At 36.2% G+C, this 25,110-nt stretch carries 24 protein-coding genes and 1 tRNA gene; 4 read left to right on the forward strand and 21 right to left on the reverse strand.

Features of this window, described 5'->3' with window-relative positions:
* Positions 1-195: 195 nt before the first annotated feature.
* The 5 genes from ONI09_RS04105 to ONI09_RS04125 all read right to left on the reverse strand — a co-directional run bounded on the left by ONI09_RS04105 (position 196) and on the right by ONI09_RS04125 (position 4,724).
* On the reverse strand, positions 196-498 hold the full coding sequence (locus ONI09_RS04105; protein WP_265013763.1) for a type II toxin-antitoxin system RelE family toxin: 303 nt from the start codon (positions 496-498) through the stop codon (positions 196-198).
* Complete coding sequence (locus tag ONI09_RS04110; protein WP_265013764.1) at positions 476-700, reverse strand: hypothetical protein; 225 nt, start codon at positions 698-700, stop codon at positions 476-478. Before ONI09_RS04110 ends, ONI09_RS04105 begins: the two co-directional genes overlap by 23 nt.
* 94 nt (positions 701-794) lie before the next feature.
* On the reverse strand, positions 795-2,501 hold the full coding sequence (gene argS, locus ONI09_RS04115) for an arginine--tRNA ligase (protein WP_265013765.1): 1,707 nt from the start codon (positions 2,499-2,501) through the stop codon (positions 795-797).
* Positions 2,502-2,594: 93 nt separating this feature from the next.
* The gene (locus ONI09_RS04120) at positions 2,595-2,813 is read right to left on the reverse strand and encodes a hypothetical protein (RefSeq protein ID WP_010962563.1); all 219 of its coding nucleotides are present in this window, start codon (positions 2,811-2,813) and stop codon (positions 2,595-2,597) included.
* A 195-nt stretch (positions 2,814-3,008) separates the two neighbouring features.
* On the reverse strand, positions 3,009-4,724 hold the full coding sequence (locus tag ONI09_RS04125) for an ABC transporter ATP-binding protein (RefSeq protein ID WP_265013766.1): 1,716 nt from the start codon (positions 4,722-4,724) through the stop codon (positions 3,009-3,011).
* An 815-nt stretch (positions 4,725-5,539) separates the two neighbouring features.
* On the opposite strand from ONI09_RS04125, the gene ONI09_RS04130 reads away from it, so the two are divergent.
* Positions 5,540-6,403 (forward strand): Rpn family recombination-promoting nuclease/putative transposase, encoded by an 864-nt coding sequence (locus ONI09_RS04130; protein ID WP_182320143.1) that lies wholly within the window; start codon positions 5,540-5,542, stop codon positions 6,401-6,403.
* A gap of 370 nt (positions 6,404-6,773) precedes the next feature.
* On the opposite strand, the gene ONI09_RS04135 is transcribed toward ONI09_RS04130, so the two are convergent.
* The 8 genes from ONI09_RS04135 to rpsD all read right to left on the reverse strand — a co-directional run bounded on the left by ONI09_RS04135 (position 6,774) and on the right by rpsD (position 11,609).
* Positions 6,774-7,889 (reverse strand): FtsW/RodA/SpoVE family cell cycle protein, encoded by a 1,116-nt coding sequence (locus tag ONI09_RS04135; protein WP_264373796.1) that lies wholly within the window; start codon positions 7,887-7,889, stop codon positions 6,774-6,776.
* Positions 7,886-8,602, reverse strand: coding sequence for a bifunctional demethylmenaquinone methyltransferase/2-methoxy-6-polyprenyl-1,4-benzoquinol methylase UbiE (gene ubiE, locus ONI09_RS04140; protein ID WP_265013767.1), 717 nt, complete (start codon positions 8,600-8,602; stop codon positions 7,886-7,888). The genes ONI09_RS04135 and ubiE overlap by 4 nt, the downstream gene beginning before the upstream one ends.
* A 60-nt stretch (positions 8,603-8,662) precedes the next feature.
* Positions 8,663-9,526, reverse strand: a complete 864-nt coding sequence (gene lipA, locus ONI09_RS04145; protein ID WP_077188099.1) for a lipoyl synthase — start codon at positions 9,524-9,526, stop codon at positions 8,663-8,665.
* Entirely contained in the window at positions 9,519-9,833 is a 315-nt protein-coding gene (gene rpmB / locus ONI09_RS04150; protein ID WP_006279619.1) for a 50S ribosomal protein L28, read from the reverse strand. The genes lipA and rpmB overlap by 8 nt, the downstream gene beginning before the upstream one ends.
* A 37-nt stretch (positions 9,834-9,870) precedes the next feature.
* On the reverse strand, positions 9,871-10,212 hold the full coding sequence (locus ONI09_RS04155; protein ID WP_010082513.1) for a DUF721 domain-containing protein: 342 nt from the start codon (positions 10,210-10,212) through the stop codon (positions 9,871-9,873).
* Positions 10,213-10,667: 455 nt separating this feature from the next.
* Positions 10,668-10,868, reverse strand: coding sequence for a Fe-S cluster assembly protein IscX (gene iscX / locus ONI09_RS04160; RefSeq protein WP_007552114.1), 201 nt, complete (start codon positions 10,866-10,868; stop codon positions 10,668-10,670).
* A 30-nt stretch (positions 10,869-10,898) separates the two neighbouring features.
* Positions 10,899-10,985, reverse strand: a tRNA-Leu gene (locus tag ONI09_RS04165).
* 9 nt (positions 10,986-10,994) lie between these two features.
* Positions 10,995-11,609 (reverse strand): 30S ribosomal protein S4, encoded by a 615-nt coding sequence (gene rpsD / locus ONI09_RS04170; protein WP_265013768.1) that lies wholly within the window; start codon positions 11,607-11,609, stop codon positions 10,995-10,997.
* Positions 11,610-11,722: 113 nt separating this feature from the next.
* On the opposite strand from rpsD, the gene tkt reads away from it, so the two are divergent.
* Positions 11,723-13,768, forward strand: a complete 2,046-nt coding sequence (gene tkt / locus ONI09_RS04175) for a transketolase (protein WP_265013769.1) — start codon at positions 11,723-11,725, stop codon at positions 13,766-13,768.
* Between the two features lie 192 nt (positions 13,769-13,960).
* Here the strand turns inward: tkt and ONI09_RS04180 are convergent, their stop codons facing one another.
* Entirely contained in the window at positions 13,961-14,098 is a 138-nt protein-coding gene (locus tag ONI09_RS04180; RefSeq protein ID WP_265013770.1) for a hypothetical protein, read from the reverse strand.
* A gap of 51 nt (positions 14,099-14,149) precedes the next feature.
* Entirely contained in the window at positions 14,150-15,106 is a 957-nt protein-coding gene (locus ONI09_RS04185; protein WP_253303014.1) for an IS5 family transposase, read from the reverse strand.
* A 33-nt stretch (positions 15,107-15,139) separates the two neighbouring features.
* On the opposite strand from ONI09_RS04185, the gene ONI09_RS04190 reads away from it, so the two are divergent.
* A complete protein-coding gene (locus ONI09_RS04190; RefSeq protein ID WP_265013771.1) occupies positions 15,140-15,286 on the forward strand; it encodes a hypothetical protein in 147 nt (48 codons plus the stop codon).
* A gap of 481 nt (positions 15,287-15,767) precedes the next feature.
* Here the strand turns inward: ONI09_RS04190 and ONI09_RS04195 are convergent, their stop codons facing one another.
* The 6 genes from ONI09_RS04195 to ONI09_RS04220 all read right to left on the reverse strand — a co-directional run bounded on the left by ONI09_RS04195 (position 15,768) and on the right by ONI09_RS04220 (position 23,677).
* A complete protein-coding gene (locus ONI09_RS04195) occupies positions 15,768-18,107 on the reverse strand; it encodes an ankyrin repeat domain-containing protein (protein ID WP_265013772.1) in 2,340 nt (779 codons plus the stop codon).
* 133 nt (positions 18,108-18,240) lie between these two features.
* Positions 18,241-19,443, reverse strand: coding sequence for a multidrug effflux MFS transporter (locus tag ONI09_RS04200; RefSeq protein ID WP_458695092.1), 1,203 nt, complete (start codon positions 19,441-19,443; stop codon positions 18,241-18,243).
* Between the two features lie 152 nt (positions 19,444-19,595).
* On the reverse strand, positions 19,596-20,405 hold the full coding sequence (locus ONI09_RS04205) for a hypothetical protein (protein WP_265013773.1): 810 nt from the start codon (positions 20,403-20,405) through the stop codon (positions 19,596-19,598).
* Positions 20,406-20,462: 57 nt separating this feature from the next.
* Positions 20,463-20,798 (reverse strand): GTA baseplate fiber-binding domain-containing protein, encoded by a 336-nt coding sequence (locus tag ONI09_RS04210; protein WP_265013774.1) that lies wholly within the window; start codon positions 20,796-20,798, stop codon positions 20,463-20,465.
* A gap of 144 nt (positions 20,799-20,942) precedes the next feature.
* The gene (locus tag ONI09_RS04215) at positions 20,943-22,055 is read right to left on the reverse strand and encodes a baseplate megatron protein TIM-barrel domain-containing protein (protein ID WP_265013775.1); all 1,113 of its coding nucleotides are present in this window, start codon (positions 22,053-22,055) and stop codon (positions 20,943-20,945) included.
* The gene (locus ONI09_RS04220; RefSeq protein ID WP_265013776.1) at positions 22,043-23,677 is read right to left on the reverse strand and encodes a baseplate megatron protein TIM-barrel domain-containing protein; all 1,635 of its coding nucleotides are present in this window, start codon (positions 23,675-23,677) and stop codon (positions 22,043-22,045) included. Before ONI09_RS04220 ends, ONI09_RS04215 begins: the two co-directional genes overlap by 13 nt.
* Before the next feature lie 407 nt (positions 23,678-24,084).
* Here ONI09_RS04220 and ONI09_RS04225 point away from each other — a divergent pair, with 407 nt between their 5' ends.
* Entirely contained in the window at positions 24,085-25,107 is a 1,023-nt protein-coding gene (locus ONI09_RS04225; protein WP_265013777.1) for a hypothetical protein, read from the forward strand.
* Positions 25,108-25,110 lie beyond the last annotated feature (3 nt).

Consider the following 25,110-nt stretch of genomic DNA (forward strand, 5'->3'; position numbering starts at 1 on the left):
TACAGTTGAATACTCCCTAAAACTGATCGTCATAACTTTACCCTACTTTGAATAATATTTTGATCATTACATATTGTAACAAAAAAAAATCAACTCATTTCTTCTAACGGCTCTATATTAAAGATAGAAAGTCCAGAAGCAATGACGTGTGCTAAGGCTTGGACAAGTTGCAGCGGTGAGATCTTTCTTATATTTTTAATTGTGTAATCTTCTGTGTTTGTAAATGTTTTTTCTATACCCCACTGTAGTAATAAGTACTTTACGTTCTGAATGATTTATGATGTAAATTATACGGTAGTTGCTAACCCTTATCCTATATTGCCCTCTAAAGCTATGACATAAAGGCTTTCCTAGATTAAAAGGATCAACTGTAAGGCGTTTCTTTATGGCCTCCTGAACCATTAATTTAATCTTTGCCGGAAGAGCTGGAATTTCTTTTTCAATAACATTTTTTAAGAATTTTATAGTGTAAGTTTTATTTCCAGATGTTTTCATCATCCTCTACTTCTTCTTCACCTTCAGAGAGGCGATCGTCAGCTATTTTGGATAGCTCTACATCTTCTTCGAACTCTCCTTCCACTAAATCTACTAAAACTTCAGGAATAGTTTTATTTTGAGTCTCTGCCATTTCTGTAAGATACTGAGCCAATTTACTGTCAAAACTTACATTAACATTGAGCTTTTTTTGACTGTGAGCCATATATTAACCAGAAAACACTACTATAAACTATAACATTTTTACTTAATTTTGTCAACTTTTCTATTCGTTGAAAAAACAATCTTGCATAAAAAAATCAACTCATCTCTTCCAAAGGCTCTATATTGAAGATAGAAAGTCCAGAAGCGATGACGTGTGCTAAGGCCTGCACGAGAAACATTCTTGCAGCGGTGAGGTTTAAGTTGTCTTCCAGTATGAAACGCATGTTTAAATCACTCTTGCCATACCCCCATAAAACGTGAAACGCTTCTGCAACTTCAAGTAAGTAGAAAGTAATTCTGTGTGGCTCACAAAGCCTTGCTGCAATTTCTACCACATCTGGCCACTTTGCTAAGGTTTTTATGAGGAAGAGCTCTCCACCTGTCCTTAAAAGTGAAGGATCTGCTGTTGGGAGCTCTTTTGGAGCATTACGCATTAACGAATGAGCACGAGCATGCGCATATTGCACGTAAAAAATAGGGTTGTCTTTTGACTGTTCTTTAACTTTAGCAAAATCAAAGTCCAAGACCATATCATTCTTGCGTGTTAGCATTATAAAACGAGTTATGTCCCTGCCAACTTCTTCCACTACATCTCTTGCTGTTAGGAAGTTTCCTGATCTTTTGGACATCTTAACAGGTTTGCCGTTCTCGAAAAAATTCACAATATTATGCAGTTTTACCTCTATTTTTGCTTGATCATCACTGAGCGCAGAGACGACTGCTTTGAGTCTTTTGACATAACCGCCGTGGTCACTACCAAGCTCTACGATCATATTGTTAAAACCACGCGATATCTTATCAAAATGGTAAGCGATATCCGAGGCAAAATAAGTCCAACTGCCGTCCTCTTTCTTCAATGCACGGTCAACGTCATCACCAAATTTTGTAGAGCGAAATAGCATCTCTTTTCTGGAAGTCCAATTTTCGCTTTCTTTGCCTTTTGGTTTCTCCAGGTACCCTTCATACACTAGACCCTTGTCAGACAATATCTTTATACTCTCTTCAATTTTGCCACTTTTTTGTAGCTCATACTCTGAAGTAAAAACATCATGATTTACTCCAAGTAAGTTCATGTCTTCCTTTATAATTTCTAAGATAGAACTTAAAGTATAGTCTCTAATCACTTGATTATCTTCCTTTTCTAGAAGCTCTGCGCCATATTTTTTGGCCAGCCCCTCCCCTATCGGTTTTAAATATTCACCTGGGTATAAACCTTTTTCAACACTAATTTTTTCTCCCAGAGCTTCTTTATATCGCAAATACACTGACCGAATTAGCGTATCTATCTGTGCTCCAGCATCATTAATATAGTATTCCTTAGTAACTTTATAACCAACTTTTTTCAATAAATTTGCCAGAACGTCACCAAATACTGCCCCCCTTGCATGACCAATATGCAGTGGACCAGTTGGATTTGCAGATACAAATTCAACATTGATGGCCTGATTGTTCCCTATATCTAGGGTGCCAAACTCTGTTTTTAGCTCATTTATTTGTTTTAAAATTCCATGCCACACTTCTATTTTTAAGTGCATGTTGATGAAACCAGAGCCTGCTATTTCCACTTTTGCAACTTCATCAAAAAGTTCAAATTCTTTGGCTAAAACCTCTGCAATTTCAATGGGATTCTTCTTTTCATGCTTTGCAAGCACCATAGCAACATTTGTGTAAATGTCTCCATGGACTCTATTGCTTGGAGGCTCTATGATAAAGTTTGCTGCACTTGTGCTTATAACACCCCTTTGTTTCAACTCATTCAATTTACTAAAGATTAGAGAGGAAATCTGCTTAAAAATGTTCATTCACTATATTGCTATAAAATCTATAGCAGTATAGTGAATAAGTGGGACTAGTTGAAGGTTTATCTTAACTATTTTATCTTCCTGGATCAGAGTTTATATTAAGTCGTTGCCGTAACCATGGTAAGAGAAAGCCATACCTTCGCTGTAACCATCATTACCAGCATCAGGCTCTTCAACATCATCAGTTACCACCTGATCTTCAGTTGTGATTTTATCCTTGATCGTCTCGTCTACACCCTCATCACTATAAGAAAATTTGTTAGTATATGAATAGCGATTATTGATTTTATCACTATAGTTATGTTTTAACATAGAGACCTCCTATACAGTCAAAATTGGAATTACATTAAGATAGAACAAGCTATGAATATAACTTGAATGAAAGAAACTACAGATCACGAAATTTCCGGATAACTATGGAACCATTATAAAATAATAAAATTAAAAATTTAATAATTTTAATTATAAATCTAGCATATCAACTAACGGTATGATTTAAATTTTCTTTCAATTCCACTGTATCTTCGCCAGTTTTGCATACAGCCCGTCTTTACTCATTAGAGAGTCATGAGTTCCTACTTCTTCTACTTTTCCATGATTAATTACTATAATCTTGTCAGTCTTGAGTGCGGTTGATAGCCTGTGTGTAATTACGATTGTTGTTCTGTTTTGCATTAACTTGCTCAATGCTTTTTGCACGAGGTTCTCACTTTTGTAATCAAGGGCAGAGGTTGCTTCATCCAGTATTAAAACCTGAGGATTGTTGAGTATGGCCCTTGCTATTACAATACGTTGTTTTTGTCCTTCAGAAAGTTTTAATCCTCTTTTTCCTACAAATGTATCAAATTTATCAGGCAGCTTATCAATAAATTCCATCGCATAAGCGCTGATGGCTGCTTGCTTCACTTCCTCATATTCGGCACCTGGTTTGCCATATAGTATATTTTCCATTATTGAGCAAGAAAATATCATGTGATCTTGTGGCACTAAGCCAAACAACGATCTGAGGTCATTTAGCGCAATTGACTTAATATTGTGCCCATCGATAGTAATGCTACCTTTGTTTGGATCATGAAAACGGAGCAGAAGCTTTAAAATGGTGCTTTTACCACTGCCAGATGGTCCAACAATTGATACTGCTTGACCTGCCTCTATAGAAAATGATACGTTATTTAACGCTGGCTTATCAGACTGAGATTCATAAAAAAATGTTACGCCATTAAACGAAATTCCCTTTTGAACACTACAAATTTTTATAGGATCATCGGGATCTGCTATAGAGCTTTTCATATTTTTAAATTCAAATAAACGCTCTACTATTCCAAAACCTCGTTGTAAATCACTGATATTATCGCTCAAATTATTTATAGCTCCTGCTGCGAGCGCTGAATAAAACACAAATGAGGAGAGTTCTCCAATAGTTATATTATTGCTTAAGACTTCTTTAATACCAAAAAAGAGCAAAACAACTAGTGAACCTATCACACACGTGATAACTAGAGTTACTAAAATAGCACGCAAGAGTACTAATTTTACGTATGATTTTGATACTGAGTTTAAATACTCCTTAAAACGGGTTTTTTCATTTTCTTCGAGTACAAACGATTTGATAGTCACTATAGATCTAAAATTTTCCTCACTAAATGACGCAAGCTCACTTAATTTATCCTGGGCAAAGCGTGCATAGCTACGCACTTTTTTTCCAAGTGAGGTCATGATAATGAGTAGTATAGGTATTATTGCGGCTGCATACGCAGTTAGTTGTATATTTGTATATAATAACATAGCAACACTGCCAATCAGAATCACAAAATTTCGTAATATGGTTAGTAAGCTGCTGTTTATTATTGATTGCAGCACAGAGGTATCAGTAATTAACGCTGAGATAACATCTTGTACGCCTGTGTTCTCAAAGAAACTTGGTTGCAAGTTAGTGATACTGCTATATAAGTCATATCTGATTCTTGCGATAACTTTCTCGCTGCCAATGCCAATGAAATATAACCGAGTAAATGCAGTGAGAGAAATGGCTAAAACTATAAGTATTGCAACTAATAGTTTGGTAGTAAAATCGTGCTCTGTGCCAGAATCAATTACATTGCTTAAGCCTCTGCCAAAGAGGAGGATCATTAAGGCTGAAAATAAAACTGCAATAAAAGCTATGACAAAATAGGATAGATTAGGCTTTATATAGTAAAATAACTGCCTAATATTAGATCGCATCTTATTTTAAAGTTTCTAAAGTGAAGTATATAGATTTTAGTTTCAGGGGAAAGGGGAAAGGTGTAGTATGAAGCAATTTAGGTTCTGCAGCTGTTGTGATTTTAGTCCACCAAGAAAGGGTAGTAGCCCGCAGAAACGAAAAACTTGCTTGACAAACTCCGCCAGTCCTCTTATCATGGTATTGAAGGTATTCAGTTATCTTCATCTGTGCAGATTAAACAGCAAGAAAACAACGTAGTTGGCGTCTTATTTTTAATTTTTTGCACTATGTGCACCTTATGTCTTCACAACATTTCTAGGTTTTTACCTATATAAGCTGAAACGCGCTTATAAGTCGTTTAAGACAGTATAGTACGCCAATTTGCAGGATTAGAGAGTGACAACTAGCTAACACGGGGTTTCTTTTGCCTTTTTTTCTGCTTAGTAAATTTCTTAAACATTTAAACTAAGGTGTGTTGCATTTAAAAGCAGCTAAATTGCAGTGTTTAAGACTTAAAAAACGCCAATACTGAAAATAGACAATGACTAGGGCTTCTTTTGCCTTTTTTTCGTTTGGTAAATTTCTTAAGTATTTATGGCTAAACGACAATCGTCATCCCGCTACGTGTTAGCGGGATCTATGTTAAGGTATGACGGTTAAGTAAGGGATCTATGTTAAGAGATACCGCGGCGGTATGACGGTTCGTGGCGGCGTGACGATAAGCTCGTCATCCCGCTACATGTTAGCGCCGCGGCGGTATAGCTAACTTAAAAATATGGTTGAATAGTTGTTAATAATAGTGTATAATTATTAATCTTTTCTCAGTATTTTTACTATGGCTCTTTCTAAATTTCTCGATCCAAAGTTAGATTTAACATTTAAGAAAATCTTTGGCACTGAAAAAAATAAGAATATTCTTATCCATTTTTTAAACGATATTTTAGGATGTACTGAAGTCAACACTATACAAGAAGTAGAATTCTTAAGCACCATTATGGACCCTGAAATTGCTTCTGATAAACAAAGCATTGTTGATGTTCTTTGCAGGGATTCTAGTGGGAACAGGTATATAATTGAGATGCAGCTCACTCGTGATAAAGGCTTTGAAAAACGCGCACAACTTTATGCTGCTAAGGCTTACTCAAGACAAGCTGATAAATCTGGTAAATACGTTGATTTAAAGAAGATTTTCTTTATCGCGATTTCAAATTGTACCCTATTCCCTGATAAGCTTGACTATATATCTAGCCATACCATAAGAGATGAAAAAACCAATGAGCATGACTTAAAAGATTTTCAATTTATCTTCATAGAGCTGCCAAAATTTCCTAAGAGTAGAGAAGAACAACTAGAAAGTGTAGTAGACCGTTGGCTATTTTTTTTCAAATATGCAGATGAAACAACGGACGAAGATCTCAGAAAAATTGCGGAAAAATCACCAATAATAAAGCTAGCATATGATGAATTAGATAAGTTTCACTGGAATGAAAAAGATCTAGTAGCTTATGAAGAAAGAATAATGGATCTGCGCAAAGAAGAAGCAATTCTTGAATACAGACTTGATCTTGCTAAAGAGGAAGGTAGAAAAGAGAGGGAAATTGAAGTCGCAAAGAATCTACTTAAAGCAGGTGTTTCTTTTAATATTATAGCTCAAACTACTGGTCTTTCTATGAGTGAGATCAAAGAATTGCAGAATTAAGTGTGAATGGTTACGAAAAATATAAGTTTTTGCGATAAATGACATAGTGATGTATTTGTTGTTCAGCATGTCAGTGGAATATTTTCTGGTATCTGTTCAGATGCATGGCTAATGCTGAAACAAAAATTCCAGTGCTCCTTTTTTTGTCATCCCATTCTGGGATCCAGATTGGGCACTAAGTTGGTAAACACGAAAGCGCTTTACAACGTTTTTGATGGAACTGTGCAAAAGGACTGGATACCAGTGTCAGCTACTTGCATGACACCCATTTGTTCCTATAGTTGCTTTTCTCGTCTACCTTATTTTGCCACTCATCTGAACAGATACCCATTTTGGAGGGATACCAATAATAGTTGTAAGCGGTATAAGTTTAGTCCATATACCTTCCAAGCATAACACGCTCACGAAACTTTAATGCGATAGCTTGGTTTCTACTGAAAGACAGCATTATGCCAAGTGCGATGCTCGAAGATAAAAGAGAAGAACCACCATAGCTAAGTAACGGCAGGGTTATGCCGGTGGTAGGAAAAACACTCAATGTTACCCCTATGTTTATTATGAATTGTGTGATGAATTGCATTGAGATACCGAGAATCACTAACAGATTAAATAATTCATTTTCCCTATATGCAACGTAAAGCAAGCGGGCGGAAATGATACCAAATAACATCAATGTGGCTAAGCACGTAATCAAACCAAATTCTTCTGCTAAAACAGAAAACACAAAATCTGTATGACAATCAGGAAGAGAGGCTTTTACGCTACCTTCACCAGGTCCAACTCCAGTTAATTGGCCTCTTTTGAATGCTTCTAATGATTTTGTGACTTGAAAGTTATCGCGTTGCGTAAAAAAGACAAAATTGTAAATCCTTTGCTTTATATGTGGGAGGCATAAGTAAGCTATTGTAGTTCCAGTTGTGGCCATTCCTATTATGCATAGAAAGTATAAAAGTGGTATACATGCAATAAACATTTGACCAATAAAAGAATATGTTAAAAGCATAGACATACTGAAATCAGGTTGCAAAAGTAACAACACAAAAACTAACAGAAATATTATGATTGATATGTGTATTTTAAATTTCATTTCGCTGGCCAAGATACTAGCTATAACAACAGAAAAAAATGGCCTTACGAACTCAGATGGTTGAACTGAAATTTTGACAATATGTAACCATCGTTTCGCACCTTTTACCTCTATACCAAGTATTATCGCAGTTGCTACTAGAATAGTAAATAAAGCGAAACCTGCGAATGAGAGGTTAAGTATAGTTCTTGTGTTGAGAAAAGAAAATGTCACCAAGGTAATTAGTGACAGGACTATATAAATTGTGTGACGCCGTATAAAATAATCTTGTGGTAAAGAAAGACGCTGCGCAATTACAGGGCTTGCTGAATAAACAAGAATGAAGCTTATAGTGAGCAAAAAAAACACTGGAAGGATGAGATAATAATCCAGCGTTCTATACCAGAGTTTAATATTCATTTTGTTCCAATGTGTAATGCCACTATTCCATAGCTCATATTATGAAACTCAACATTCTTAAAGCCTACCTCTTCAATTTCCATTTTAAAATCAGCCTGAGTTGGAAATTCTCTGATGCTCTTCACTAAATATTCATAAGAACTCTTGTCTTTAGCAACTATGCTGCCAATTTTAGGAATTACTTTAAATGAATATAAGTCATAAAGTTTGGTAAATATCTCATTTTGATAGTGCATAGGGGCAAATTCTAAGCAGATAAATTTCCCATGTGGTTTTAATACCCTGTGCGCCTCATTCAAAGCCTTCTTGCGGTCAGAAACATTTCGAATGCCAAAAGCTATTGTGCAATAATCAAATTCGTAGTCTTCAAATGGTAAACTTTCTGCACTTGCACATACCCAATCAAAATTAATTTGGTTTGAATTTATAGCTTTATCACGTCCTCTGTTTAGCATGTTTTGATTTATATCGCATACTGTAACCTTAGCACTTGGCTCTTTTCTTACTATTCTTATTGCTATATCTCCAGTTCCTCCAGCAACATCTAAAACCTTAGAGTTTTTTGTAAAATGCACACTATTTACCATCTTATCTTTCCATAATCTGTGCATTCCGAGGCTCATTATATCATTCATGGTGTCGTAGCGACTTGCCACGGAATCGAATACCTCTTTAACTAATTGTGATTTCTTCTTGATTTTTATAGTAGACATTACGTAAAGTCGCTCAACTCCTTTATAATTAGTAAAAATTAATTTGAATTAACACAAATGTCAACGACAGGCCTTGAGCCTGTTAAAATCTTCTTCAGCGTGGTATGATGACCTAGTCAGTGGGCTTGATGCAACCACTAAGAAACCTTTGGAGTAAGCAATATATTTATAATGCTCAAACTCTTCTGGGGTAACATACCTATCAAGTTTTGCATGTTTTGGAGTTGGTTGTAGATATTGACCAATTGTAATAAAATCAACCTCAGCACTGCGCAAATCGTCCATAACCTGAAGTATTTCCTCTTTTGTTTCTCCAAGACCAACCATAAGCCCTGACTTTGTGAAAACTTTAGGATTAATCTGCTTTACCATCTTCAGCAAATATAGTGAATGAAAATAGCGAGCTCGTGGTCTTATTTTTGCATACAATCTCGGCACTGTTTCAATATTGTGGTTATAGACATCAGGTGATGCAACAGCAATTGCTTCAAATGCTCCTTTCTTATTTAAAAAATCAGGAGTTAAAATCTCTATTGTTGTTTCTGAAGTTATCTTTCTAATTTCTTCTATGCACTGTATAAACTGATTTGCGCCACCATCTGGTAAATCATCACGATCAACAGAAGTAATGACAACATGTTTTAAGTTTAACTTTTTTATTGCTTTTGCTAAATTTTCTGGTTCATGAGGGTCTAACTTATCAGGAATGCCAGTTGCAACGTTGCAAAATGCACAAGCACGAGTGCAAACAGAACCGAGAATCATCACAGTAGCGTGACGTTTATTCCAACATTCACCAATATTTGGACATGCAGCTTCTTCACATACCGTATGTAAGTTATGCAGTTTAACGATGTTTAAGGTTTCATTGAATACTTCACCGGTCGGAGCTTTTGCTCTGAGCCATTGAGGTTTGTTATGCATCTGAAACGGCTAACTCTACCTCTTGCTTTACTAAAACTTTTTTCAACCTTCTTTTTATCTTCTGCGCTTTCTCACTTAGTTTAATCGTTCTTGTGTTGAGCAAAAAAGCATCTAAATCACCTTTGTAATCTATAGTTCTCAAAGTTCTTGTTGCCACACGAAATCTAAACTTTTTATTCAATATATCACTTGTTAACGTAACCTTATGTAAATTTAAAAGAAAGGTACGCTTTGTTTTACGATTCGAATGTGATACCTTATTACCAAAAGATTTTTTTCTATTTGTTAATTCACAAACTCTACTCACTTCAATATACCAAATTATTCTATGTACTTAGATTACCTTATATAGTCAAATAGTCAATACTCTCTTGCTTAATTTTTATACCATATACTGCTTTATAACCAAAAAATATCGTAATTTTTTCTATTATAAGAGAAATCATATGCTGAATTTCCAATGCTTTGCTGCCATTTGTTACTACCAGATGCAACACACCCGAATTTATATTCTGTGCATATGAGATCTTTTTCGGTTTTGTACACTCTGCTATTTCTTTCCCTACTATATTTCGCCAGTTTAAAATAAGACGTATTTCATTTTTACTAATCTTATTTTTCATGCATTTTAATGCATAGTTTTCAATTATAGACTTTAATTTTTTTGGACCGCTACGTTTGAGCATTTTTCTGTTTTTTTAGTAGGTAGATAATATAAAAGTATACATATAACTTGAGATTTTGTCATTACTGCTACATGTTTGTGAGATACCGTGACGGTATGACCATAATCGTCACTCCGCAACACATATTGCATAGTCGTCATTCCGCGGCGTGTTCGCGGAATCTAGCTCTGGTCACGCTACTTAGATGACAACCTTCTAACTGCTTTACAAAGGCTCTACCCTCTGGCCTCACACCGTAAAAGCAGTATTTTTATGCAAAACTTATCTCAACGTAGCACTTGCCAAGATCGTTCCATTTACCAAATTTTGTGCTGTCATCTTTGCCTCATAATTAACCTTATAGCTGTTTTAATTGTAATTAGTTAAATTATTATTAACTTGCCAGGCTAGATCCAAAAAATAGCATAATCAATATGCAAATTGTAATAGAAATCACGTTTGCGTATGGTTTATTGCTATGCGGTTAATCTTTCCTCAATCCAAGCTGCTTGAATAGCTTCGAGTATTTTTTCGTTACAGCGTTTTTCATCATCATCAAATTCCTCTAAACTCAAGACCTTTTTTTTAAGCTCAGTGAATCTGATACTAATTATATTCTCATTTGGAAATTTTTCCTCCAGAGCTTCCACAATATCTTCTATATCAAGCCATTTCATACTTTTTTGTATTTATCTGCTAAGTTAAATTGGTGCCCATGGGGAGACTTGAACTCCCAAGGTCGCAAAACCCACGGATTTTAAGTCCGCTGCGTCTACCGATTCCGCCACACGGGCTTTTTTTATCTATCTAGAGTAAAACTCTACTACTAAATTGACTTCCATGTCTGCTGAATAAGGAACCTCAGAATATTGAGGCGACCTCAAATATTTCACTGAATGCTCTTTACTATCTGCTTCTAAATAATCCGGAGCCTTGCGCTCTTGTTTTTGTTCAGCTTCTATTACTACAGGGATTTTTGCTGCCCTTTCTCTTATTTTTATTATATCACCTGGCTTCACTCGATAACTCGATATGTTAACCACCTTATCATTAACTGTAACGTGCTTATGAGATATGAGCTGCTTTGCTGAGTAAATTGTTGGAACAAGACCAGAGTGGTATAAAACAGAACTTAATCTCGATTCTAAGATACCGATAAAATTATCAGCCGTATAACCCTTTCTGTTATAAGCATCTAAAAATGTACGTCTAAGCTGCTTACTTGAAATCGCGTAGTAAAACTTAAATTTCTTATGTGCAGCAAACTGCTTACCAAAGTCAGATAACTTCTTGAATCCAAGAATACCATGTTGACCTGGAGGGTATTTCCTTTTGTTTACTGGGTCTTTAGCTCTACCCCATAAATTTACACCAAGTCTACGGCTAACCCTATACTTTCTAGTGATAACAGTTGTCATATAAAAACTCTCACGATTTAACTTTAGATTATTAAGGATTTTAGCACTCAGTGTCAACTTGTTTTTGCTGATATAATCTTTTATACTTCATTTTTAAGTTTTTCTATTAACACATGAATCATTCACATTTAAAATCTATGGCAAACGCCATCCGTTTTTTATCAATTGATGCAGTACAAAAAGCAAACTCTGGACACCCAGGTATGCCACTTGGCATGGCAGATGTTGCAACTGTTTTGTTTGCTAAATATCTGAATCATAATCCTGATGATTCTAAATGGTTCAATAGAGATCGCTTTGTTTTATCAAACGGTCATGGGTCAATGTTACTATACTCAATATTATATTTGACAGGTTATATTAGCATAGATGAGCTAAAAAACTTCAGACAAATGGGATCCAAGACCCCAGGTCATCCAGAGTTCGGCTTGACTTCCGGGGTAGAGGCAACAACAGGCCCGCTCGGTCAGGGGTTTGCCGCTGCTGTTGGCATGGCACTTGCTGAATCAATCCTTAAAAAGCAATTCAGAATCAATCACTACACTTACGTGATGCTAGGGGATGGCTGTCTTATGGAAGGAATAAGCCATGAGGTAGCATCACTTGCTGGGCATCTTAAATTGAATAAGCTCATAGCTCTTTTTGATGATAATGATATCTCTATAGATGGCGCTACTTGCCTTTCCTGCTCTGATGATGTAGAGAAACGCTTCTTAGCGTATGGATGGAATGTTGACAAAATTGATGGCCATGATTTTGATGCCATATCCCTTGCAATAGAGCAAGCAAAAAAGTCTGATAAACCTACAATGATCTGCTGCAAAACTATTATCGGAAAATTTTCAAGCCGTGCTGGCACATCCTCTGCTCACAGTGGTGCTTTTTCGGAAGAAGACATAAAACAGATGAGAGAGAAATTAAACTGGAATTATGAACCATTCCATGTACCAGAAGATGTGAAAAATGCCTGGAAGAAAACTGTTGAGAGAGCAAAACAAAACTACAATTTGGTGTCATTCCAGCGCGTGACCAGGAAAGAAGAAAAAGAATGGATCCCAGTGTCAAGCACTGGGATGACAAAAAGTGGAGCTGGGGTAACAGGATATCATGTAGAACTTCAAAGACGGTTAGATAAACATCTACCAGATAATATCGCTGGTATTTTAGCTGACCTGAAGAAACAAATATGTGAGCTAATGCCAAACGAAGCTACTCGATCTTCTTTTGGTAGGGTAATGGAACTTTTAACTGAGTCTATGCCGGAATTAATCGGCGGTTCTGCTGATCTTACTGGGTCAAATTGCACTAAATATAAGCACATGCAGGTAATAAATAGCAATAATTATAGTGGCTCTTATGTCCACTATGGAGTGAGAGAGCACGCTATGGCAGCATGTATGAATGGTATGGCACTTCACGGCGCGATTCTTCCTTATGGCGGCACTTTTTTGGTATTTTCCGACTATTGTCGTCCTGCTATACGTCTTTCAGCTCTGATGAAGCAGCAGGTTATGTATGTCATGACTCACGACTCAATTGGAGTGGGAGAAGATGGCCCAACTCATCAGCCAATAGAGCATTTAGCCTCTTTGCGTGCTATACCAAATCTATATGTTTTTAGGCCAGCCGATGCAGTTGAAACTCTGGAGTGTGTTAGCATTGCACTCGAAAAGAAAGAATCTCCAGCACTGTTTGCGCTCTCAAGGCAAAACGTAAGTTACATGCGCAAGTTCTACTCTGATATCGATCAATCTGCTAATTTATCGAAGTTTGGTGCATATATTTTGTGTGAATGTTCAAAAGAATTAAAAGTGACGATATTTGCTACGGGGTCCGAGGTTGAAATTGCAGTTGAAGCAAGGGAGAAATTGCAGGAAAAGGGTATAGGTACAAGGATTGTTTCTATGCCATGCTGGAGGCTTTTTGACGAGCAAAGCGATGAATATAAAGTGGCAATATTAAATAATGACAGCATTAAAGTTGCAATTGAAGCCGGAAGTGAAATGGGTTGGCATAAGTATATAGGTTCAAACGGTATATTTATTGGCATGAAAAGCTTCGGAGAATCAGCACCTTATAAAACACTTTATGAGCATTTTAATATCAGCGCCGATCATGTGGTAAAATGTGTGTGTGAGAAACTGGTTTACATTCAGTAGACTTCTTGCATAACCATATGAAAGCCCACTCTTCTTTGTCATTCCAGTACGTGACGTTATTTCCATCCAAGATGGTGTCATTCCAGTGCTCCTTTTTTTGTCATCCCAGTGCGTGACACTGGGATCTAGCCTTTATTATTTGGTTGAAATTAAGTCTTCTGGATCCCAATGTCAGCTACTTTCATGACATCATCATAAAGTAAAATGAGATCCCAGTATCACGCACTGGGATAACAGGAGAAGGAGGCTACTTAGAGAGGATGTCATTCCAGCACTTGACACTGGAATCCAGTTTTCCATCCAAGACGGTGTCATGCCAGTGCGTGACACTGGGATGGCTTTGTTGCATCACACTTTATGAGATGGTGATTTATGGTAAATTCATGTAACTATCTCAAATTTAGCCATACCAATATCAGTGAATTTATTAAGCAAATAGCATTTGATTAGCAGTTCTTTTTCTCGATTTATCTCAGATTTATTCCTAAAACTAAATCCGAATATTTGCTTTAATCTTGAGAAAAACCCTTCAATATAAGATCTTTTCCCATAATTTACTTCTTTTTTCCATTCTTTCATGCCATCTTCACCGTATAATTTTATTAACCTAATAGCAGCATTCCTGTCAGACATATAATCTATTTCTGGATGTTCTGCCGCATTGTTTATTGGTGGAATTTTTGTCTTTATATCATATTTGTTACACAACTTATAAAACTTGTGCCTATCACATGCTCTATCTGCATATAGTGCTTTTATGGCATGCTGAAAATCAACTTCTTTTAGCAAATCACAAGCTCCATAGTGATCAGAGTAGACACCATTACTGTATTTTACAGCTATGGCTTTTTTGTTGTTTATATTCAACATTACGTGCAATTTTCTCGTTTGCTCATAGCCACGATATTTTCTGTCAGTGCTATTTTCCTTGCTGTGACCAGGAGTGTTGTTGTATATACTAATTCCTGTACTGTCTATAGCAATTTCGATATCTTCCATATTATTTTTATCAATTCTGCAATCATTTATCTTAATATTAAGTTTCTTAAACCTTCTTGATGCTTGTGAATAGCTGATAACTGCCAAATCTCTTCCTATTTGTTGCAAGTACCCTTTTATAAACCCGACTGTTTGTCTTAAACCAATTCTAAAGAAACTGACGATTATATGCACCAAAATCACAACTTTATCACTATAAATATAGTTGCCGCCCTGCATTTTTGGACAATTCTCGTACCAATTTTCTATGGCGTCATTGATATAACAAAAAATGCTTCCTCTTTCTTGGAGAAATTTGTTATATTCATGGCAGTTACTGACTCTCATTTTTTGTGGCATATTTTTTCTTCAACAGTTAAATGGCTATTTATAATGAATTTTGTCAGTAACTGCCAGTTCTTTTCACTTGAGCGATGCAACAAAGCCCACTGGGATCCAGTTTTCTTTACAAATTCACCAAAAGTGTTTCATTCTATAACGCAAAACCCATACTCACCAAACCCAATGCATTACCTATAATTAAAATTCCTGGATCCAAGTGGGCTTTGTTGCATCGCTAGCTATGATGGATTAAAGATAAAAAAAACAGGGAATATCAGTAGCTTATTATTCTGGTATTTATAACAAGAACGGTCAGTGAATACCTAAATTTGAGTAAAAGAAATTTCACTACCACTCACTAATCTGGCTAAAATTCAAGAATTTCAATGCTTTAGCTATTTTCAATAGAATTAAATTTATTAATATAAATAACAAATTACTATTCTTAAATTTGATCAGATTGATTGCAAAAAAACAAGATTTTCAATAGGTTGCTTATAATCCTAACTATAGTTAGCCTTTCATAAGTAGCGATGCAACAAAGCCATCCCAGTGTCACGCTACTTGGATGACAGGAGAAGGAGGCTACTTAGAGAGGATGTCATTCCAGCGCGTGACGCTGGAATCTAGTAAACCTTTAGCTATATTATGTCATTGTCTCCTGAATTACTCGGTGGTTCTAACACAACTGGTTGATCAGATTCAGATGATGATTGTGTGGCTCATCAGACCCAAATAACCATGAAAAAAAATCACTAAAAAATGATCCTATTAATGAAAAAGGCTTCATAAGTATACTAAACAAACTACCAAAAAAAGAGCTCGGCTGTTCTTCTGTTTGTGTAGGTTCTGTGGGAGCAACAGGCTCTACACCTTCAGCTTTTATATCAGTTCCTTGTCCTGCACTGGTGGTGCTGGTTTGTCCTCCATTATTTTGTGTAGATCCTGTAGGTTGACTACCGTTGCTTACACCAGTTCCTTGTTCTGCACTGGTGGTGCTGGTTTTTTCCCCTTCTTTGCTATTATCTGATTGTAGTTCAGTATCATCACCTACTCGTTTTTCTTCCTCTTGACCCCCTTCACTATCTGTCGATGATCCACCCGCTGAACCATCATCAGATTTTTCTGCGGGTTGCAATAGAGTTTTTATTCCTCCATCAGTGGCTAATTTGAAAGGAGTGTCTCCATGTTTATCTTTTATATTAACATCGATTCCATCTTTTCCCAATAGGGCTTCTACTGCCTCTTTATGGCCCTTTACAACGGCCCAATGTAAAGGAGTCTGTTCTGCAAGTTTATCTTTTATATTAACATCGATTCCTTCTGCTCCCAGTAGAGCGTTCAATACATTTATATCTATGTTGTCCTTTTTAGCAGCCAAATGCAAAGGAGTCCTGTCATCTTTATCTTGTGCATTAACATTGATTTCTTTTGCTCCCAGTAGAGCGTTCAATACATTTATATCTATGTTGTCCTTTTTAAGAACAGAATGTAAAGGAGTATCTTTATTCTTATCTGCTAAATTAACATCGATTCCATCTTTTCCCAATAGGGATTCTACTACCTCTTCATGGCTATTTTTAGCAGCACAATGTAGAGGAGTCTTTCCATCTTGATCTGTTGCATTAACACTTGCTCCTTGATTTATTAGATCGTTTACTGTATCGATATCACCTCTTCCAGCAGCCTTAAGTAATTCATCTGTGTTTTGTAATAGAGTTCGTATGTCTTGAGTAGTGGCTAAATCTAAAGGAGTGTCTCCATTTTCATCTTCTGCATCAACATTTGCCCCTTTGTCCAATAGAGCTTCTACTACATCTTTATGGACCTCTTTAGCAGCCCGATGTAAAGGAGTGCTGTCATATTTATCTTGTGCATTAACATTGATCCCATTTACGTTCAGTAGGGCTTCTACTACATCTTTATGGCCCTTTTTAGCAGCGACGTGTAAAGGAGTCTCTCTTGTGTCATTTTGTGCATTAACATTTGCCCCTTTCCCTAATAGATCTTTTACTGCTTCCAAGTTGCCAAGCCTAGCAGCCAGATGTAAAGAGCTCTTGCAATATTCAGCTTCTTTTTCTTGTAATAGAGTCAACACATCACGTTCCATAGAATAATTGACACCATCAACATATGCTCCATTATCTAATAGAACTTCTACTATATTAAAATGATTATTTTTAGCAGCCCAATATAAAGGAGTATACAAATCTTCAACTGCGTTAACGTTTGCTCCTTCACTTATTAGACGCTTTACTTCATTAATATTACCACTTTTAGCAGCCTCAAGTAAAGCAGTATCTATTAATAGAGTTCGTGTTTCTTTGTTAGCAGCCGAATGTAAAGGAGTCTTTCCATCTTGATCTGTTGCATTAACATTTGCTCCTTCATCTATTAGACGTTTTACTTCATCAATATCACCTCTTCTAGCAGCCTCAAGTAATTCAGCTGTGTTTCGTAATAGAGTTTCTATGTCTTGATGATTAACGGCAAAATCTAAAGGAGTGTTTCCATCATCATCTTTTGCATTAACATTTGCCCCTTTGTTCAATAGATCCTTTACTATCTCTGCATGGCCATTTTCAACAGCCCAATATAAAGGAGTCTTTCCACCTTTATCTACTGCATTAACATTTGCCCCATTACTTAGTAAAATTTCTACTTCCTCTTTATGGCCATTTTCAACAGCCCAATATAAAGGAGTCTTTCCTTCGTGATCTGTTGCATTAACATTTGCCCCTTTGCCCAATAGATCTTGCACTATCTGCTTATTACCACTTTGAGCAACCCAATTTAAAGGAGTCCTGTTACCTTGACCTACTGCATTAACATCTGCCCCTTTATCCAATAGATCTTTTACTATCTCTGCGTGGTCATACATAGCAGCACAATGTAAAAGAGTGTTGTTATCTTTTACTGCATTAACATCTGCTCCTTCACTTATTAGACGGTTTACTTCATCAATATCACCTCTTTCAACAGCCTGAAACAAATCATCTATACTTTGTGAACTACTCATCCTACACCTCTCTGTAAAACTATATTGTTATGATAAAGTCGTTAATAATCTATGAGCTCTCACCCCCTGTAAAATTATATTATCATGATAAAGTCATTAATAACCCATGAGCTCTGGATCACGCAAATAATGGTTATTCCCTGTGTTTTTCAGTACATTTGAGCTGGCTGTACATAAGAATTGCAATTGTAGAGCATGCTATTATTAATAGTAAATTTGGTAAAATACCATAGCGAAAAAATTTTCCTACTATATATATTCCAATAGCCCCAAATATCATATTGCAGAATGAGAGGACTGCACTACCAAGCCCTATACCTTTGATCGTTTCTAAAGCAGAGGTTACGTTATTGCTTATTATTAATGCAAGTCCGATATTGGCTGGAATCCAAACAGTTTGAAGAATTAATATATTCAACTTGTCCGCGAAATAAAAATATACCAATAAACTATCGGATATTATCGGTAACACCAAACCTATTATTAGCATTTTGCTAACCCCTACTTTTGGTACATACCTTCTATTAATTAAAGTTCCAATTATGTAAAATATGACTATGATCGATATGAGGTAGCCAAAATACTGTACTTCAATGCCCATCGATTCAAATATGAACGGGTAGTTAGCAATGTATGCCCAAAGCCACATGAAAGTTAATCCATGAATGGCTGAAAACCCAAGGAAACGATAATTTCTAAATATTGATATATATTGCTTGAAGATATTAGTAATTATGTTAGTTATACTGGTTTCATTTTTATTTACAGTGAGTGTTTCTTGTAACTTAAAGTAGATAAAAATAAGTATAGCAATTGCTGCGAGTGACATAATAAAAAACAAAAATTTCCAATGATAACCATGTGAAATTATATAACTGCCCACCACTGGAGCTATTCCAGGTGAGAGTGCCACAACCATATTTAATTTTGAAATTACTCTCGAGTACTCACTACCCGAGTACATATCCCTTATTGCTGCATACCCAACAACACCTGCAACACCAGCCCCTGTTCCTTGTATGAAGCGAATTAGTATCAAGAGCGCAATACTGTCGGCTATATAACACATGACACTTGCCAAAGTAAAAATTGTCATACCAATCAGCATCATTGGACGCCTACCATAATGATCCGATAATGGACCATAAATTAATCCAGACACCGCAAATCCAACTAGATTCAAGCTAATTGTAAGCTGCACTACACTGCCTTCTACTTTAAAATAATTGGCAATGCTTGGTAGTGCAACTGAGTATAGGTCAGTTGCCATATCGACAATTGCTACAGACAATATCATAATAAGAGAGATGATATTTTGCGAAAGAGCTGTTTTCACTTAATGATTTACTGGATTAAATATACTTAATTATAATGTATCTTTTTCATTAGTATAAGTACAATGTTACATAGTAAATGATGTCATTCGAGTAGCGGACACTGAAATCTTAAGCTAAAATCATGAAAAGCACGAATTTCAATACCTTATCTTCAATTATTCACTTTAAGCTTTAAGTCTTCAACAGAAGATGCATTTGCCTCACTTACTACCTTTAGTGGTTCACCAAGGCTATGTTCCACTTTTGTCTCAAATTTAAAGCCCAATTTTTCGCAAAGCTTCTGAAAATATTCAACAATAACATCAAACAAATTCTTAACACTTACTTTGTAGTTTTTTAGCTCTTTAGGAATGGTAAGAAGTACTTTACCATCTTCATATGTTACATTTTTATCTTCACATTTCAGTTTAAACTCCGCTGAACTGCAAAAACCTGGTGTTTCGATATATGTATAATCATCATAGTTAAGCATTTTTGTATATTTCATGCTAAAACTAAGCTTTATACAATTGGGTTCACGACAATCCATAATATACTCTCTTGTCATACAGTTGCTTTGCGTTGACAAATGAAAAGATCCAAGAGCTTGACTCATATCATTAGGAAGAAAATGAGTATATCCGCCCTGATAATAGTTATTTATTAACTCCTCAATAATAGAGTTATTGGGAATTGTTGCACCAACGTGTTTAAACATTTCTGTGAAAATTTGTCTGAGAAATGGACGATAATTCCCTTTTCCGTTTTCATCCCGTAGAATTAGATTTTTATGGTTTGAATACAGATCGTTAATAAATTCGTTAGTTATTTTTTGTCCGTTAATAGCAAGGCCGTGTGTTCTATTAAGATCCTTATATGTTCCCTTACCAGAAATTACTTCGTCCCAAGTGTTAGCTTTGAAATCAGCATATTTGAGCTTCTTCACTTCAGCTTTCAACGCATTGACCATTTCCTTTGACATGTTATATCTCTACCATTAATACCTGTATATTAATTCTAGCACTTACTTTATTAAATTTCAATTACTAAATGAATTTATCACTTTCACTTCCGTATTTTCCAGCGAGTCACCGTAAGTCACTGCTTTTAGGTAAAACTTTTTTCCTCTTTGCACTTCGAAAGATATTATTGAATCATCAAGTAGAACAAATTTTTCACCTGCTGTGTGCTGATACTCTTTAGTGCCTTCTTGCCCTCTAATTAGATTGCTAAGCTTATATTTATTTTTATCTATAAGTTCGGCACTCTGAAATTTTACTATCTCTTTTCCAACCAGTGCTAAATTTGAGTCCGCAATTGAAGTTATGTTTCCAAAACGTAACACTACTATAATCCCCTCGTCGGTAGATTCCATTACATATCCGTAAGTAGACTGCTTGTTTGTGCTTGCAATAGGCTTATAATCCTTATCGTTGTACGAAATAAAGAGTGTTGCTCCCTTCCAATTCTTTTCCTCACTAATTAAAGTAAAGCTTGCACTATTACCTTTAATATCTGGTCAATCTATCATTTCTACGATGGTTTTGCTAATGTGAGAGGAAGGGTATTCCTTCAGCATAAGTGACCTTGTTGAAGGAAAAGAAAGCTTATATGTAGAGTGATCATAACCAACGCCAATTACTTGAATGGACATGCTTTCGAATTTTGTTTTTATAATTCTCACCGTATGCTTTTTCTCACCGTCTAAAATCGTTATTACATCACTTGGCACAAGCCACGCATATTTTATCGGCAGCTTGAAATTGTATATATTTCTCTCTTGCCACGAAGAATAAAGTAAAATCTCAGCTATATTTTGCGCCTCTCCCTCCTCCATAATGAGCGGTATTTCAACTGTTATAGCAGCGCCTTGCTTTGGCAACTCAGCATATTTAACATCAATTGGATAGCCAAAATTGCGATTAAAATAAACGACGTTAACTTTATTGTTTAAATCTAATTGACTGATATTAGCAAGTTTTGAATTGTTACTGAAAACCATTTCACCAATTGGTATTCCAGTCGTAACTCCCCTGCCCTTTTGGACAAATTTCAGTTTAGAGTCCTGTTCAACCACATCAAAAAAATAGCAACTTTGCAGCATTTTAATAATTGAACGTACGGGTTGCTGGTCGTTTATCACATACCCAGACAATAACCCTTTGACGTTGCTTGTATCGAACTGATCGCTTTTTAAACCTGTTTTTTGTAACAGATCCGATAAAACATCGGAAATATTAAGTTGTGAAAGCTTTCCCTGAATCCAATGTCCTGTTTGCCAGTTATGGCAGTCAGCCCACACATCACATAAATTGGGAAAGTAAGGAAATGGCCTTGCATCCCATGCCCAGAGAAACATTTTTTCTACCATTTCTGAGCTTTGCCACTTTTTTAGCGTTCCTTCAATTGCAATTTTTTGCGAAAGAAAGCTCACCTCTCCGTTTGAATATCGTGGATATTTGCTCTCTATGCTGCCTTTGTCAACAAACACATTTGGCTCATTAGTGCAGCCGTTCATACTGGGAAATCCATACTCAGTAAACCATATTTTTTTCATCTTTGGTTGCCATTTCGTTTTGCTACCGTCAGGATTTGTGTGAGTTTCACTCCACCATTTCTCTATATTTTCCACGCATACCTGCTGTCGTTATACTTTACTCTTTCAGGCTCACCCTTTGAGTAATCATAGAAATAATCATACCCCACTCCACTGCTCCAACCACCCATTACATCTTCCGCAGAATAGCCAAAAGGAGGCTCTGGACCATCAGTCAGTGGAAAATAAGCATCTATGCCAACAACGTCGATGTACTCTGAAGACCACAGTTCATCCATATTATACCAACCATCATATGAATGGTATTCACTCCAATCAGCAGCGTAAGTTACCGTTACTTCTTTTCCAAGCTGAAGTTTTATTCGCTTTGCAAGCTTGACCAGCTCTATAACGGCAGGGTAATTCCCTTGTTCATCCCTGATTTTGGTAAGTTGCGCAAATTCAGAACCAATGATAAACCCTTCCACTTTAGTTTGTTTGGCAATGCTTGCATAATGCTCTATAAATTTGTTGTACTGATTCTTAAAAAAATCACTTATATCTTCAGGAGTCCCGCTCAACCTTCCTCGCCACTCTTTGTTCTTTGTACCAAGTAAGGGCATTGGATAGAGCATCACCTTGTAGCCTCTGCTGTGTAGCTCTTCTATATATCTTATCAACGCTGCATCACTAACTGTGCCACCATACCTTGGGTTTCCACTCGCATCTTTTGAAATTAGCTGAGCATTATCTCTGGTTACACCCCCTACTTGCCAATCATCAGGTAATATTGCGGAATCATCTTGAAATTCAACTGCAGGATATATTTTACAATCTTTAATGTTCAGATCATTCACAAACCAATTGACTACTACCGATACCCACTCAACATTTGGTAAATCTCCCTTTAATTGATCCAAAGAAAGCATTGCATCGCTCTTTTTAGTGTGGTTGTTGTGATTTACCCTTTGCGCCAGCCCATATGGGATATATTGGTTGCTGCTTATTTTCTCTTGCGCGATTTTCTTCTGTATTTTTGTATCATATACAAACTCTCCTGAGCCTGGTATTATATTGATATTCCGAATATTTTTTGCTACTGAAAATTCATTTGACTTTACTGCAGTTTGCACTTCAAACGTAAATACCGGAACATGATTATTATAGTCTGCTAAAGGAAAATTCTTGATGACTATGTAAGATATTCCCCTATAAGCCGGCACATTCCCCTCTCCTTCAATTGATGACATAAATGGATCAGGATTTTGGTCTTCTCTGCCGCTGTAAAAAGTATAATCTATTTCATCAAAGCTAAGTGATGTTGTATCTGCCCAGATTCTGTTTAATTTTTCTACTTTCCCCTTGCAGATCGCAATTGCAAGCGTTGCATAGTAATTATATGTAACGTTCATACCTCTTCCAATTTTACTTTTGGTGGTTATCGCCTCTTCTTTTATTGGCTGTGCCCAAATAATATTCCCTGCAACACGAGCAGTGCCATAGATAATTGGGATCGTTCTGCCGTAGGTTGAGGTTTGAACTTGCAGATTTTTTAGCCTTGCCCCATGCGTTACTTTTTGCTCGGCTTCAAGGCCGAACATTGCCCCATCTAGCTGTGCACCAAGAAGAGTACCAAGTTCTGAGCCGATAATCCGGCCAATTGGCCCAAAAATGCTGCCTGCTTGACCGAAAATTGATGATAAAATTATTGTAGACATGATAATCCTCCTTTTTGTTTCTATAGTTAATGTAGGCTCTACGTCATGCCGCCGCGGATAGATCCCGCTAACAAGCAGCGGGATGACGAGCTTATCGTTATGCCGCCGCGAACCGTCATACCGCGATTCATTCGCGGTATCTCTTAGCATAGATTCCGCTAACTAGTAGCGGAATGACGAATTTGTCGTTTTACAGCCACTTGGATAACAATTTGCCACTAAATAGTACGAAATTCAGCAGCTTACAATGAATAATTGAAGTTTTTAATCAGGAAAAATACATGAGTAAATCATGTAGCTATAATCATTGTAAGCAACAATAAGAAAGTGCGGAAGTAGAAATTTGAGTTGACAAAATAAGAAAAAATATAGTATATTAATAATATTGATATTAACTTAAACTAATTATGCCAGCAGTAGTAAATACACCAGACAACATACAAAGACCGTCAAAATTAAAAAAAGCAAAAGAAATTCTGCTAGCTCCTGTAAGGTGGCTAATCATAGGTTTATCTGTAGTACTTTTGATAATATTTGTTATTTCTTTCCTGGTGTTTCTCTCAATCGCCAATGTATTGAGTAAGCTATATCTTTTTGCAGGAGGCAAAGCACCAGAATGGTTAGAGCAAGGAGCTGAAGCATTTATGGAGGCAGCACGTATTCCACAAACAACGCATGATACTGATGTAAATGATGCAATTAATATTAACGTTCAAAAGCTAAAAGAAAACTACGGTGAGCCTGATATTGATGATAAGTTTATAGAGGAAATAGAAGGATTTATTGATCAGTTAGAGTGCATAGCAAATGGCACACAAAAAGCTGCAGATAAAGATCAACTTACAGAAGATGAGAAAAAACATGCACTTGAGTGCTTGAAGCGTATAAAAAATAACCCTGGTACACATAGTGGAAGCGGGTTAACATTGAAGCAAGTTTTAAATTTAGTTTGGAAGGCTTGCAACGATCAAACTAGAGCAAATAATATAGCTATTAATACCCGCATATCACAGAGAAAATATCAACTGGTTAAACATTTAGTAGAATCGCAAACAGAGTACGGAGTGCGTGTTGGTCGTGGTTCAAGTGCATGTTTTACTGGCACCTTCAACAGTATTGTCTCTTTCTTGTACACTTTTAAAGAGTTTTCCTTCTTGCAAAAAGCAGATAAGAATACTATAAAGCAGGAATTTGAAAATGAGCTGCAAAAAAAGGGAGAAGAACTATTTAATCAGCTTTCCAATGATAAAGAAAAAAAAGAAGTTGCAGAAGCTTTAAGTAATCCTTCTACAAATTTCTTTTCAAGCTATGTAGAGTCATTTAAAAACCACTCTGCACGTGCAGTTTTAGGTGATAAAGAATGCGACAAATTAGTTAAAACTCATTTTAGTAATCTTCAGTACAATAAAACAATATCACGCTTTACCTAAAGT

Origin of the sequence: Wolbachia endosymbiont of Drosophila pseudotakahashii (assembly GCF_026015925.1) — a bacterium.
Lineage (GTDB): Bacteria > Pseudomonadota > Alphaproteobacteria > Rickettsiales > Anaplasmataceae > Wolbachia > Wolbachia pipientis.